The organism is Granulicella tundricola MP5ACTX9, assembly GCF_000178975.2.
Classification (GTDB): Bacteria; Acidobacteriota; Terriglobia; order Terriglobales; family Acidobacteriaceae; genus Edaphobacter; species Edaphobacter tundricola.
Genome location: NC_015064.1, coordinates 2,938,850 through 2,951,360, shown reverse-complemented (window position 1 = coordinate 2,951,360; position 12,511 = coordinate 2,938,850). Strand labels below are relative to the sequence as shown.

Genomic DNA, 12,511 nt, shown 5'->3' with positions numbered 1-12,511 from the left:
CACCGTGGCCGGTATTTGATGCCAGGAGCCTTGTCTCGAAGGGCCTCTCAGCGGATACTTCCAGAGGTCGCGTCTTCGTCGGGTCCCTCTCGCAATAGGCAAACCTGAACGAAGCGTCTGTGCTGTTTTGACCACGATCAACTCAACACGTACTCAATTGCTCAGTAGGAAAGCTTTGGGATCGATAGGCTCTGAGACAGGACAACACAGCACCAAGGGTGAAGGAGATGAGCCAGCCGCGCAAAACTCTCCAAGTAATCGCTGAGGCGGGGCTGCGGTCAACGCAGCCCTGTTCAGTGCAAGGAGCCGCAATGGTGGACGAACATACAGTCGAAGAGGTACGGGATCCCGTATGCGGGATGATGATCAAGCCACAGGACGCGGTGAGTCATCAGGAGTATGACGGGCACACCTACTACTTTTGCAGTCGTTCCTGTGCGACGAAATTTGCTGCCGCTCCGCAAAGATATTTGCAGCCCGCGACGAAGGCTGCCCCTCATGGAAACACCGAAGCGCCTTACATCTGCCCGATGCACCCGGGGGTCCACCAGCTCGGGCCGGGAAGCTGCCCGAAGTGCGGCATGGCTCTCGAACCGGCAGTACAAGTCGCGCCCTCCACTCGTACGCAGTACACCTGTCCCATGCACCCCCAGATCATCCGAGACGAGCCCGGCGACTGCCCGATCTGCGGTATGGCGCTGGAACCGATGACCATCACGGCTAACGAGGCAAATCCCGAACTCGACAGCATGACGCGGCGGTTCTGGATTGGTGCAGCCCTGACGCTCCCATTGCTCGCCATCATGGTCTCCGACCTCCTGCCTAGCCATCCGATCCAAGGGCTTTTGAAAGGCCCGTCACTTGGATGGTTTGAACTTGCCATCGCTTCACCAGTAGTTCTCTGGGGAGGCTGGCCATTCTTTCAGCGGGGCTGGGCGTCCATCGTGAGCCGAAACCTCAATATGTTCACCCTCATCTCGATTGGGGCCGGTTCCGCCTACTTGTACAGCGTCGTCGCTGTATTCATGCCACAGCTCTTCCCGGCATCGTTCCGGGATACGTCCGGTCAATTGGGTCTTTACTTCGAGGCGGCAGCCGTAATTACCGTCCTTGTCTTGCTGGGCCAGGTCTTGGAGTTGAAAGCTCGTAGCCAGACCAGCAGCGCGATCAAAGCGTTGCTCGGATTAGCCCCCAAGACGGCACGACGCATCTCGGCAGATGGCCAAGAGCAAGATGTTGACCTGAACAAGATTCAAGTAGGCGACAGTCTGAGAGTCCGCCCAGGTGAAAAGGTTCCAACGGACGGCGTTTTGACCGAGGGCAGTAGTTCGGTTGACGAGTCGATGGTTAGCGGAGAGCCAATCCCTGTTGAGAAGGCTAAAGATGCAAAGGTCATCGCCGGCACGATCAACGGCACCGGCAGCTTCGTGATGAAGACGCAGCGCGTCGGCGCAGACACACTCCTCGCCCAGATTGTGAAAATGGTTAGCGAAGCGCAGCGCACCCGCGCGCCCATCCAGCGGCTTGCGGATACCGTCGCTTCCTACTTCGTTCCAGCGGTCCTCGCCTCAGCGGTAATCACATTCATCGTGTGGGCGATTTATGGACCGCAGCCACACTACGCGCATGCACCGGTAAATGCGGTGGCCGTGCTCATCATCGCGTGCCCGTGTGCCTTGGGGCTTGCAACGCCTATGGCGATCATGGTGGGAACGGGCCGCGGCGCCGGAGAAGGGATCCTCATCCGCAACGCGGAGGCCCTAGAGATTCTGGAGAAGGTGAACACTCTCGTAGTCGACAAGACCGGAACCCTGACTGTCGGCAAACCGATACTCACCGCCCTCGCGCCCGCCGAAGGCTTCGACGAGGCTAATCTCCTCCAACTCACGGCCAGTCTCGAAAAGGCCAGTGAGCATCCTTTGGCGGCTGCCATTCTCGCCGCAGCTCAGGAGAAGAAGGTTGAGCTGTTGCCCGTCGATACGTTCCAGTCCGTAACCGGAAAGGGCGTCACCGGAACAATTCGAGGCAAGAAGATCGCCATTGGAAATGTCGCCCTTATGAGCGACCTCGGGGCATCTACGGAGACTTTGCGTGGCAAGGCGGAGGCCCTGCAGGCCGAAGGACAGACCGTTATGTTCGTTGCCACTGACGGACGGTTCGCCGGCTTCGTCGCAGTGTCTGACCCGATCAAGGTTTCCACAGCGGAGGCGATCGAACAGCTCAAGAAAGAAGGCATCAAGGTGGTCATGGTGACGGGCGACAATCATAAAACAGCCGAAGCCGTCGCGAAGAAGCTAGGTATCGACTTCGAGGCCGACGTTCTGCCGGAGAAGAAGGCCGAAGTAGTAAAGAAGCTACAAGCGGCCGGAGCAATCGTCGCGATGGCCGGCGACGGCGTGAACGACGCGCCCGCCCTTGCACAAGCGCACGTAGGTATCGCTATGGGAACGGGAACGGACGTAGCGATGGAGACGGGTGGAATCACCCTCATCAAAGGAGACCTGCGTGGCATCGTGAAGGCTCGCCGTCTGAGCCAACACACGATGAGCAATATCCGACAGAACCTCTTTCTAGCATTCTTTTACAACGCGCTCGGAGTGCCGTTGGCAGCAGGTGTCCTCTATCCATTCTTCGGAATTCTATTGAGCCCCATGATCGCCGCTGCCGCGATGAGCTTCAGCTCAGTTTCGGTGATCGGCAATTCTCTACGGCTTCGCAACGCGAAGCTGTAGAACCTTTGGTGTTCGTCAGAGTCTTATGATTAGGCGAAAATGCCTCGCTTCGCCACTTTCGTCGCTTTGTTCCTGCTCATCGTCATCGCAGCGCCAATACTGGCCTGAGTGACGGGCGAGGCGATGACTCCGCAGGAAAGTGCCTGCTGCCGGGAGATGCACGGCAACTGTGGCGACATGGCGAAGATGGGTTGCTGCAACAAGAAGATTGCAACCGACGCTCATCCGCAGTTGAAGACGACTAATCCCCCCATCGTCATCAATTTCACGTTTGGAGACTTCGTAACAACATTTACACGATCAATCGAACCGCCTTCACTGAGCTTGTTGAAGGCCCCGGAGGAGCACCCTCCACCTGGGCTTTTGATCGTTAGAATCACAAATCTCCGAATCTGATCCGCTCCTCATCCTGATGACGGGCACACCCGACGTGTGCCTTCGCCTCATTTGGTTTGAACAAAGGAGCAAATATGAAACGTCTCTTGGTCTTCGCCTGTGCGCTTGCATGGTCAAGCAAGGCCTTCGTTACGGACCACGGTCCGGTCTTCAGCTACGCTACGCCCGTAACTCGCAGGGCGAAGTTAGCTATGACACCGGCATTTACGGTCGAAACGGCATCCACGGCACACAGCTCTCTACGGGTTCGGGCTTCGGCTAATTGCAGCAGGGCGAGGTCTGCGAAGCAGATGATCCGACCACTTGTGGCGAGGTGAGCAAGCTGAGCCGCGCTATCCTGTGGGGGGTCGGCGATCGTCTGGAGTGGCGGCTTCTTCGTTGCATACTTGCTCGGGCCGATACTCGAACGCATGGACAAGTGAACGCCGGTGGGGTCTTTCCTCGGAGAGGCCTCACCGTTTCTTCCAACTGCCGTTCGGCAGACAGCATCTGAGAATGACGATCCTGTGTGCGGTGTTCCATATGCACGATCTCCTGTTTGCACGTTAACTCGGCCACCGCTTCGGTGCAGGAGCTGCGCCCTTCGGCTCTGCGTTCAGAACTCGCGTTCCGCGCCCTCCGGGTTTCGGACTCTTCCCCCCTCGCAGGCTCCGGGTCCCCGCTCCTAAAACTTCTTCTCTTGGCAACGCGGCTACGCCGCGACTTGGGAGCAGCGCACCTTTGCGCCCCTTCGGGATGTGTGTCCCGAGTGACCGGGCAAAAGGAGAAAGACCATGCAGACTCAACAGACCATCACCTTCTTCGGAACCGTCAGCAACTCAGCTGTCAGCCGCATCTCCAAAAACGGACGTGAGTACACCGCCTTCGGCGTTTCGATCATCTCCGACCGAAACCTGCAAGCCTTCTATTACAACGTCGTTGCCTGGGGCAAGCAGGGCCAGTTCGCCAAGCCTCTTCAAGTAGGAACCCGTATCAAGTTGGTCGTTCAAGCTCAGTCGCAGCCCGATAACATCGCCACCATCCCACTTCTCACCGCCACTTTCGTGCGACCGGTTCAGCCGGTCGCATGATCCGCTTCAATCCTCGCGTTTGAATATGGGTTGATCCGGAGTGTCCTCGCGGCAATACCGAGCGTCAATGGACTGCTTGACGCCCACGCAGACCGAAAGTTGTGTTCCGTCAGTAAACCGCACAAGCACTTCACGTCCACAGGTCGCGTCGTCGTAGACGGATAGCTCTGCCACGGACTTGCCGACGACCTCGGGAAACGCCAATCTTGGGTTTTCCATTGTGCCGAAACTCCTCGTAATGCCGCCTTAAGCGTGTCCCTTATTAGGGGTTTTCGTCAACTGTTACCCACACTTCAGGGTGTGGCAGCAAGAGCCAAACCGGATGCTCGCAGATCCCGAAAGGGACGCAACGAAGACCTGCGTGAGTATTACGAAAGTGTTCTATCGAAACTGATTGCGGCACGGGCCGAGAGCGGTCTGACTCAACGCGAGGTATCCCTACGGCTCGGCATGGCCCATTCGTTCATGAATAAATGCGAATCCGGCGAGCGAGCAATAGACATCGCGGAATTATGGGCCATATCGAACATCTACGGCAAGCCCCTTAGTCACTTTGCCCCGGACAAGCTCTGATGAAACACAGGCGGACTTGGGGTTCCAGTCCGCTATCGTCCGAGATGACCATCGCCCGGTTCAATCAGCAATGTGAGTTGGGGCGGCAACAGGACTGTTTTTAGTTTCTTCACAAAGGTTCGAACAAACTCGCTGACCAGTTTCGAGGCGTTGTCGGCCCGCGCCGCGAGGTGAACGTCCAATTTCAGGGCTTCCTCGTCTAGTGGCTTGGCGACTAGGCCTTGCCTCGCTATCCGATGTGCGCCAGCCCTGGTAAGAAAAGCAATGCCGCCGCTCTTGAGGAGCAGGTGGGCCGCTTCATCCGCACTCATCACATGATTAAGGGCTCTGTATTCGATACCCTCGAATCTCGCGAGGCCGATAAGGGTGTCATACAGGGACGGATGAATTCGGCGGTCAAACACTGTCCAGCGGCTTCCACCCAAGTCCTTGAGTTTTACCTTATGCTTCTTGGCAATCGGATGATCTTCCGACAGGACGATATGCAGCGGTGCCTCCGTAAGCTGTACTGTCGTCAATCTGGGGTTTGCGTCGGGGTGGGTAATCAGCGCGAGGTCGAGGCGTGAGCAAAGGACGCCATGCTCCAACTCGGGCGCGAACTCGCTGTGCAACTGAACATCGAGATTGGGGTGCAGTGGCAGGTGCAGGGATAGCAACACCTCGCTCAAGACTGGATCGGTGTACTGCGACCGCCCTACGACAAGAGTGGAATCTACCCCGTGGGCGACGGCCTTTGTAAACTGAATCGCGCGCTCCTCGTGTTCGATGGAGAGACGCGCTTCAGCGACACAGGCGCGACCCGCGTCGGTCAACTCGACCCGAGAACGGTTTCGATCAAAGATTTTGCGATTGAGGCGACGCTCCGCGTCCTGGATTGACCGACTCAAGCCTGACTGGCTCATTCCGAGCCGTCGAGCCGCTTTGGTGTAGCTCAACTCTTCTGCCAGCGTAACGATCGCGTTGAAATGACGAAGTTCCAGCGTTGGTCTCTGCATGGCCCGGCCTCCCCATTAAGCTCTGTAGCAACATATGGGTCTAGCGTCGGCGCGGCTCGTGCAGGCATTTAGTCCCGCCGATATCAAATTATCCACAGGCTTGAAACCTGTTGTCAAACTTGAGTCATTGCCGCGTTTGTCCGTTCTTATGTGCGCCACGCATAAGGTGATTCCCACAACTCATTGGACAGATCGGACACATGGGCCGCACCTTCAAAGCAACAACTGGAGGTCAGCTATGTATGACCAGAAAAAGCCGCCCACATCTGAACGGAGCTTGCCCATTCCAGGGAGGTCCGGCATCGAACCGCTGCTTGATAGCAATAAGGCTGCTGCGATGCTCGGAGTCCATCCCAGAACGCTACAACGCATGGTCCTACGCGGCCAGATTGTCGGGGTTCAGGTAGGCAAACTGTGGCGGTTTCGAGCTTCGGCTATCGACGAATGGATCGAGAACAAAGAGCACAAGATGGTTGGCTGACCAGTTTTCCAGAGGCTCCAAAAAGCCCGATTTTGCTGGCGATTCGGCACCCAATCGACTACCCTTAAGGGAGCCATTAGTGCCGTGAGTCAGGGAGGAATACCTTGAAATCACGAGCATATTACCAATTCGGAAGTTTAACTCTCAAGAAGCGGGAGAAGAGTGCAGACGTCTGGGAGTTTCGGTATTACGAGGATGCGGCCACTGGAGGGAGAACACGGAAAGCTCTCTTCGTCGGCACCACCGATAAGTACAAGACCGAAGCTCAGGCACGAAAAGCCGTCGAAGCGATTCTCCTAAAACTCAACGCTGAAAAGCCCATGCACCATCTGGGAACCGTGACGTTTGGCGGTCTCTGTGACAGGTACATCGCTGAAGAGTTGCCGGAACGCTATTCAACTCGGAAGTCGTATCTGTCGAACATCAATCTGCACATTAAGCCACGCTGGGGTGAATACCTCATCGAGGCAGTCAGGCCGATGGCAGTTGAAGGTTGGTTCAAAGAGATGGACAAGTCTCCCAAAACGAAGGCGCATATCCGAAGCGTGATGCACGTCATCTTCGAGTGCGCTGCCCGCTGGGAACTGTTCAACGAACGTCGCAACCCAATCGAGATGGTGCGTGTCAAAGATTCGACGAAGCGGCGCAAGCGGCCAATGATTCTCACCAACGACACCTTCGATGCGGTACTGGCCGGTTTACCAGAACCGTTTCGGACGATGGTAGTGGTGGCGCAATGCCTGGGACTTCGCGTAAGCGAGATCACCGGCTTGCAGTGGGGCGACCTCGACACCGAGCGTCGTCAGCTCCTCGTTCAACGGAGCATCGTGAACGGAAGAGTAGACGATGTGAAGACCGAGTATTCCCACGATCATGTGCCGATTCACGAGTCCTTGCTAGAGGTCCTGCTCGCCTGGAGCGAGCAGTGTCCGGAGACGGAGGAGGGATGGATGTTCCCGAATCCGTTGTCAAGCAAGCCCTACTACTCAACTGAGATCCAGAAACGGTATCTCAAGCCTGCGGGCATCAAGTTGGGATTGGGGCCGATCGGCTGGCACACCTTCCGTCACACGTACCGGTCATGGCTAGACGAGACCGGTGCGCCGATGAAGGTGCAGCAGGAGCTCATGCGTCACGCCTCCATCCAGACCACGATGAACGTGTATGGACAGGCGATGCCGGAGTCGAAGAGGGAAGCCAATGGGAAGGTCGTCACGATGGTACTCAAGCCCTTGCGGGCGAGTGCCTAAAAAGTGCCAATTTTCTTATTGGGAGTAAATGGGAGTGAATCGGATTTTTTGATTCTCTCTAAACCATTGATTTGATTGGTTGCGGGGGTAGGATTTGAACCTACGACCTTTGGGTTATGAGCCCAACGAGCTACCGGGCTGCTCCACCCCGCAAAACCAATATAGCTTGATCGGCCCGTAAAATCAAGCCGTGACGGGCTTCTCTGTCGCGTACTGCTTGAACCCCCGTGCAGACTACACTTCGTTACAGTGACTATGGCATTACCATCCACCTCAGCATCGTGCTACTTATTCGTCCGGATGTTCAAGTCTTGGTAGTGAATTTACTTCGCTCGCGACAGACCCTAAATGGGGGTCGAATGATGTTTTGCGATTCAGCCCAGGACAGAAACTCAAGAGACAAAGATGATGGCGGCATCGAAGAGATCATGGGCAACGACGCAGTCCTTCTGAAACGGAATGAACTGCTCTATCGGATGCATGCCGGCGACGGCAGCCAAGGCGATTTTGCAAATCGTGCGAAACCGTCTGATACTTGGCAAATTCACTCCAATCATTGTAGTTTCGACGCATCCCTTTCCTTAAGGAACGTTCATGAAGCGATTTTGCCTTGCCCTCGATCTTCGCCCTGATCCTCTTCTGCAGGAACAGTACGTCAGGTATCACCAGCATGTGTGGCCAGAGGTCCAGCAGAGTTTGCGTGATGCAGGGGTGCAGGATATGGAGATCTATAAACTGGGCGACCGGCTTTTCATGATTATGGACGTCTCCGATGATTTCACCTTTGAGCGTAAGGCCAGGATGGATGCTGGGAACCCAAAGGTTCAGGAATGGGAGGCGATGATGGGGCGGTTCCAGAATGTGTCCGCTGACGATGATCCATACTCCAGGTGGCAATCAATGGATAGAGTTTTTCAACTGGATTCGCAATCGGATTGAACTCGACTTGTTCAACTTCCTTAATTTTCGGTTGGCTTGCCGCCAAGGATTGCGAAACGGGATAAGGGTCTGCAGCGTTGATGATGTTTGAAGCGAAAGTACCACCTCATCCGCTCAATGAGCACAACTTACGGCCTGGTGAATGGTTCCATATTGTTAGAGGCACGCCATGAAGAATTTAGGCACGGCTATTTTGCTGATTTCGGTGGCTCCACTCTGCGGCGGGCAACGAGGCGCGGACGGTGTGGCGAAGTTGAAGTTGCCCCCTTCGAAAATCGCTCTGAATGCACCGTTGACCACGCGCGAACGTGCGGTGCAGATCCTAAATCGATTCACATACGGGCCCCGGCCGGGGGATGTTGAGGCGGTGATGGACGGAAAGTGGTTCGACCAGCAGTTGAATCCGGGGTCGATTCCAGACGGACCACTTGAGAAGCGACTGGGGGACTATCCGACTTTGAGGATGAGGTCGGACCAGTTGCAGGATGTGTTTCCGGACAGGGGGGCGATTCAGCTGGTGGCGGATGGGAGGCGGCCTTATCCGCTGGACCCCTTGATTGCGGGGGTGTATGAGGTTGAGGTGGCGAAGCTGCTCGCTGAGCGGGAGGATAAGCAGCATCCTCACGCAGAGTTGACCGACGCGGAGAAGGCTGCGGCGAAGAAGGCGGACCAGGCTACGGCGTCCCGGGTGGCGGGAGTTCTGTTCTCCATGCCGAAGGGACAGCGGATGGCTGCTCTGAATGCGATGCCGGTGGAGGATCGGATTGCGTTTGCGAATAACGTGAGCGGGGATCAGAAGAACACGTTGATGGCCGACTTCAACCCTCGGGAGAGGGAGGCGGTGAATGCGATTCAGGGTGGGGTGGGGGCGCAGTATCGAGCTTATGACGAGCTGGCGCAGGCGCATGTGCTTCGGGAGGTTTTGAGCGAGCGGCAGGTGCAGGAGGTGATGACGGAGTTCTGGTTCAATCACTTCAATGTTTTCTTCAACAAGGATTCAGACCAGTGGTACACGACCAGCTTTGAGCGGGATGTGATCCGTCCGAATGCGCTGGGGAAGTTCCGGGATCTGCTGCTGGCCACGGCCGAGTCGCCGGCGATGATGGTTTACCTGGACAACTGGCTTTCGATCGGGCCGAACTCGCTGGCGAATGGGGTGGACCCGAAGAAGCCAAACTCGAAGCCGGGCAACAAGGGGCTGAACGAGAACTACGGGCGTGAGGTGATGGAGTTGCATACGCTGGGGGTGGGTGGGGGGTACAGCCAAGCGGATGTGACGCATCTTTCGGCGATCCTGACGGGATGGGGTGTGGACCGGCCGAACATGGGGGGTGGGTTCCAGTTCGATCCTAAGAGGCATGAGCCGGGGACGAAGGAGTGGTTCGGGCATACGATCGACGAGCAGGGGCGGGTGGAGGGTAAGGCGCTTGGGGGGAACAACCCTGACGGGATGAAGCAGGGTGTGGCGGCGCTGACGCTGCTGGCGGCGGCACCGCAGACGGCGCACTTCATCAGCTTTCTGCTGGCGCAGCGATTTGTGGCGGATGAGCCTCCGGCGGCGCTGGTCGACCGGATGACGAAGAGCTATCTGGATTCTGACGGCGATATCAAGGTGGTTCTGACGACGCTGGTGACGTCGCCGGAGTTCAACTCGCATCGGTACTTCAGGAACAAGGTGAAGACGCCTGAGGAGTTCCTGGCCTCCTCGTTCCGGGCTATGGCGACCGATCCTTCTAACCCGGGGGCGGTGGTGGGGAAGCTGCGGGAGTTGGGGGAGGCACCGTACCAGGCGCTTCCGCCTACGGGGTACATCATGACGGCGGATCACTGGATGAATACGGGTGCGCTGGTGGCTCGGTTGAACTTCTCGGATCAGTTGACGCATGGGAAATTTGGCGGGCAGAAGTTCGATTCTTCGCGGGTGCTGGCGTTTGGGTTGATGGCGGATCGGGGGGCTGGGGCGGTGGCGCAAGCTCCGGCGGTGAAGGGGAAGGTTCGGGCGCTGCCGGTGGCGGCGAGTGATCCGATGGGGCCGGATGTGGCTCTGCGGGTGCTGGAAGGGACGTTGATCGGTGGGGAGGTTTCAGTGAAGACGGATGAGTTTATTCATTCGCAGATGGCGGCGCAGCCTGCCTCAAACCCTACCGAGACGCTGAATCTTCTGACGGCTTTGCTGCTGGGGAGTCCGGAGTTTCAGGTGCGGTAGTGATTTGGGATATTGCTTGCTGACGTGAGTATTGGATTGGCCAGTTTTTCGCGAGACCGTCAATCGGTTCGACCAATCGGCCTTGTTTTCGGGGTTTGTGGGGAGTTGTGGTTAGTTTTCGGTGTTTGTTGGGTTTTGTGGGTTTTTCTTCGGGTGTTGTGGGCAAATTGTGACCCTTTACCGTGCGAAATGCGACCACAAATGACCAGCAGGGAACCACAAGTTCACCACAAATGAACCACGATTCGCGCCGAGGTGGAATGTCTCGACAAATTGGCGTTGGAAGTGCGACGACCCCGGGGCTAAAGCCCATTTGTTTGTTGTCCGTGGACGGGGGGCTGAAGCCCCCCTCTAATCCGAACGGCAACGGCAACGGCAACGGCAACGGCAACGGCAACGGCAATGGCAACGGCAACGGCAACAGGAACAGGAACAGGAACAGCAACGGCAACGGCAACGGCAACGGCGACGGCAACTTCTACTGCTATCGGAAGTGGCTTGGGGGTGGGTCGGTCCTGTGGGGTAGGGCTGCGGAGGAGTAAGGGTAGGCGGCGGGTGTGGGGGAGAGCTTGCTCTTCACGGGATTGAGGTGGGTGTAAGTCTCGTGATTGAGGAAGCTTTCTCGGTCTTCTATGCGGCGACTGTCGTAGCTTCGTGCCCAGACCTCTTTGCCGCTTTTCAGTTGGAAGGAAAAGCCTCCTTTGATCAATTGCATCGATTTTTCCAAGGAGATCAAAGGGGATGGAGTGAGGAGAAGGTGGACGTGGTCGGGCATGAGGACGAATGCGTGGAGAGCATAGGTCTGCTTGAGGCGGTGGGTTTCAAGGATGTTGAGGAGAAGGGTGGCGTTGCGGTCGAGTTGGAAGAGGCGGTGGCGATCGGCAGTGACGGTGGTGATGAAGTAAGTGCGGAGTTCTTGTGGTGCGAGGAACATAAACGGGAGGGTATATCCGAGGCGTAGTCGATGAGCAGGATTCTTTGGTCTCGGCGGAGAGGTTCCCGAATTGGGATGTTAAGGTGGGGATGAGCCGGGGCTAAAGCCCCTCTCTATTCCTGGCCGTTGACGGGGGCCTGAAGGCCCCCTCTAATCCGAACGGCAACGGCAACGGCAACGGCAACGGCGGCAGCGGCAACCGCAACGGCAACCGCAACCGCAACCGCAACGGCAATGGCAATGGCAGGTGTGTGGCTTTGTTAGACGGGGGTCATCTTTGTCCAGGGGTGGGGTGGGTGGTGGATGGTGATGAGGTCGCCGGGGCGGACTGGGCCGGAGACTTTGGCGGTGGCCATGACGCCGGCTTTGCGGAGGAGGGTGCCATCGGCATCGCGGGCGAAGCAGGCCTTCATGAGGCCTTTGCGGAGGCCGTTAAGCTGGTTGCAGGGGTCGCGGAGGCCGGTGATCTCGACGACGGCGGTTGAGCCGAGGTGGACGAGGGCTCCTACGGGGAGGTCGATGAGGTTGAGGCCGCGGACTGTGATGTTCTCGCCCATCTGGCCGGGGGCGACCTCGAGGCCTTCGGCGCGGAGTTCTGCGAAGAGTTCTTCGGGTAGGAGGTGGACCTGGCAGAGGTTGGGGGCTTTGGGATTTTTGCGGACGCGGTAGAGGTGCTGGACGAGAGGGCCGGCGTGGGCGTCGCCTTCTACTCCGTGGTTGGCGAGGATGTTGATTTCAGCGACGGGGTCTTTGCTGAAGCCGTGGATGGGGCTTCGGCTTACGGAGACTACGGTGCCGGTGGTGGATGGGTGGGGTGGCATATGGTTCTCAGGGTTCAGGGTTCAGGGTTCAGGGTTCAGGGTTCAGGGTTCAGGGTTCAGGGCTCAGGGTTCAGGGTTCAGGGCCTAGGGCCTAGAGCCTAGAGCCTAGAGCCT

At 57.3% G+C, this 12,511-nt stretch carries 13 protein-coding genes and 1 tRNA gene; 8 read left to right on the top strand and 6 right to left on the bottom strand.

Features of this window, described 5'->3' with window-relative positions:
- Positions 1-227: 227 nt before the first annotated feature.
- Positions 228-2,732, top strand: a complete 2,505-nt coding sequence (locus ACIX9_RS12580; RefSeq protein ID WP_456297993.1) for a heavy metal translocating P-type ATPase — start codon at positions 228-230, stop codon at positions 2,730-2,732.
- 550 nt (positions 2,733-3,282) lie between these two features.
- Here the strand turns inward: ACIX9_RS12580 and ACIX9_RS25840 are convergent.
- On the bottom strand, positions 3,283-3,540 hold the full coding sequence (locus tag ACIX9_RS25840) for a hypothetical protein (RefSeq protein WP_013580865.1): 258 nt from the start codon (positions 3,538-3,540) through the stop codon (positions 3,283-3,285).
- A 361-nt stretch (positions 3,541-3,901) separates the two neighbouring features.
- On the opposite strand from ACIX9_RS25840, the gene ACIX9_RS12570 reads away from it, so the two are divergent.
- Both ACIX9_RS12570 and ACIX9_RS27730 read left to right on the top strand, forming a co-directional pair.
- Positions 3,902-4,198 (top strand): single-stranded DNA-binding protein, encoded by a 297-nt coding sequence (locus ACIX9_RS12570; RefSeq protein WP_041597090.1) that lies wholly within the window; start codon positions 3,902-3,904, stop codon positions 4,196-4,198.
- Positions 4,199-4,450: 252 nt separating this feature from the next.
- Positions 4,451-4,771: a helix-turn-helix domain-containing protein gene (locus tag ACIX9_RS27730; protein ID WP_083808439.1), complete on the top strand. Its 321-nt coding sequence runs from the start codon at positions 4,451-4,453 to the stop codon at positions 4,769-4,771.
- A gap of 32 nt (positions 4,772-4,803) precedes the next feature.
- On the opposite strand, the gene ACIX9_RS12555 is transcribed toward ACIX9_RS27730, so the two are convergent.
- Complete coding sequence (locus ACIX9_RS12555; RefSeq protein WP_013580863.1) at positions 4,804-5,766, bottom strand: LysR family transcriptional regulator; 963 nt, start codon at positions 5,764-5,766, stop codon at positions 4,804-4,806.
- A 238-nt stretch (positions 5,767-6,004) separates the two neighbouring features.
- On the opposite strand from ACIX9_RS12555, the gene ACIX9_RS25835 reads away from it, so the two are divergent.
- Positions 6,005-6,247: a helix-turn-helix domain-containing protein gene (locus tag ACIX9_RS25835; protein ID WP_013580862.1), complete on the top strand. Its 243-nt coding sequence runs from the start codon at positions 6,005-6,007 to the stop codon at positions 6,245-6,247.
- A gap of 104 nt (positions 6,248-6,351) precedes the next feature.
- Positions 6,352-7,497 carry a tyrosine-type recombinase/integrase gene (locus tag ACIX9_RS12545; RefSeq protein ID WP_013580861.1) on the top strand — a complete coding sequence of 382 codons (1,146 nt, stop codon included), beginning with the start codon at positions 6,352-6,354 and terminating at the stop codon, positions 7,495-7,497.
- A 76-nt stretch (positions 7,498-7,573) separates the two neighbouring features.
- On the opposite strand, the gene ACIX9_RS12540 is transcribed toward ACIX9_RS12545, so the two are convergent.
- Positions 7,574-7,650 (bottom strand) — tRNA-Met (locus tag ACIX9_RS12540).
- Positions 7,651-7,889: 239 nt separating this feature from the next.
- Positions 7,890-8,045, bottom strand: a complete 156-nt coding sequence (locus ACIX9_RS26470) for a hypothetical protein (RefSeq protein ID WP_198152095.1) — start codon at positions 8,043-8,045, stop codon at positions 7,890-7,892.
- A gap of 46 nt (positions 8,046-8,091) precedes the next feature.
- Here ACIX9_RS26470 and ACIX9_RS12535 point away from each other — a divergent pair, with 46 nt between their 5' ends.
- From ACIX9_RS12535 to ACIX9_RS25830, 3 genes are all read left to right on the top strand, one after another.
- Positions 8,092-8,436, top strand: coding sequence for an L-rhamnose mutarotase (locus ACIX9_RS12535; RefSeq protein ID WP_013580859.1), 345 nt, complete (start codon positions 8,092-8,094; stop codon positions 8,434-8,436).
- Positions 8,437-8,605: 169 nt separating this feature from the next.
- Positions 8,606-10,642: a DUF1800 domain-containing protein gene (locus tag ACIX9_RS12530; protein WP_013580858.1), complete on the top strand. Its 2,037-nt coding sequence runs from the start codon at positions 8,606-8,608 to the stop codon at positions 10,640-10,642.
- A gap of 260 nt (positions 10,643-10,902) precedes the next feature.
- The gene (locus ACIX9_RS25830) at positions 10,903-11,184 is read left to right on the top strand and encodes a hypothetical protein (protein WP_013580857.1); all 282 of its coding nucleotides are present in this window, start codon (positions 10,903-10,905) and stop codon (positions 11,182-11,184) included.
- Here ACIX9_RS25830 and ACIX9_RS24785 read toward each other — a convergent pair.
- Positions 11,127-11,576, bottom strand: coding sequence for an REP-associated tyrosine transposase (locus ACIX9_RS24785; RefSeq protein WP_013580856.1), 450 nt, complete (start codon positions 11,574-11,576; stop codon positions 11,127-11,129). The two genes, ACIX9_RS25830 and ACIX9_RS24785, sit on opposite strands and share 58 nt — an antisense overlap.
- 260 nt (positions 11,577-11,836) lie before the next feature.
- A complete protein-coding gene (locus ACIX9_RS12515; RefSeq protein ID WP_013580855.1) occupies positions 11,837-12,397 on the bottom strand; it encodes an MOSC domain-containing protein in 561 nt (186 codons plus the stop codon).
- Positions 12,398-12,511: the final 114 nt, after the last annotated feature.

Coding starts and splice junctions, on each gene's coding strand:
- ACIX9_RS12580 (WP_456297993.1), top strand. CDS start 228: ATGAGCCAGCCGCGCAAAACTCTCCAAGTAATCGCTGAGGCGGGGCTG.
- ACIX9_RS25840 (WP_013580865.1), bottom strand. CDS start 3,540: ATGCGTTCGAGTATCGGCCCGAGCAAGTATGCAACGAAGAAGCCGCCA.
- ACIX9_RS12570 (WP_041597090.1), top strand. CDS start 3,902: ATGCAGACTCAACAGACCATCACCTTCTTCGGAACCGTCAGCAACTCA.
- ACIX9_RS12555 (WP_013580863.1), bottom strand. CDS start 5,766: ATGCAGAGACCAACGCTGGAACTTCGTCATTTCAACGCGATCGTTACG.
- ACIX9_RS25835 (WP_013580862.1), top strand. CDS start 6,005: ATGTATGACCAGAAAAAGCCGCCCACATCTGAACGGAGCTTGCCCATT.
- ACIX9_RS12535 (WP_013580859.1), top strand. CDS start 8,092: ATGAAGCGATTTTGCCTTGCCCTCGATCTTCGCCCTGATCCTCTTCTG.
- ACIX9_RS12530 (WP_013580858.1), top strand. CDS start 8,606: ATGAAGAATTTAGGCACGGCTATTTTGCTGATTTCGGTGGCTCCACTC.
- ACIX9_RS25830 (WP_013580857.1), top strand. CDS start 10,903: ATGTCTCGACAAATTGGCGTTGGAAGTGCGACGACCCCGGGGCTAAAG.
- ACIX9_RS24785 (WP_013580856.1), bottom strand. CDS start 11,576: ATGTTCCTCGCACCACAAGAACTCCGCACTTACTTCATCACCACCGTC.
- ACIX9_RS12515 (WP_013580855.1), bottom strand. CDS start 12,397: ATGCCACCCCACCCATCCACCACCGGCACCGTAGTCTCCGTAAGCCGA.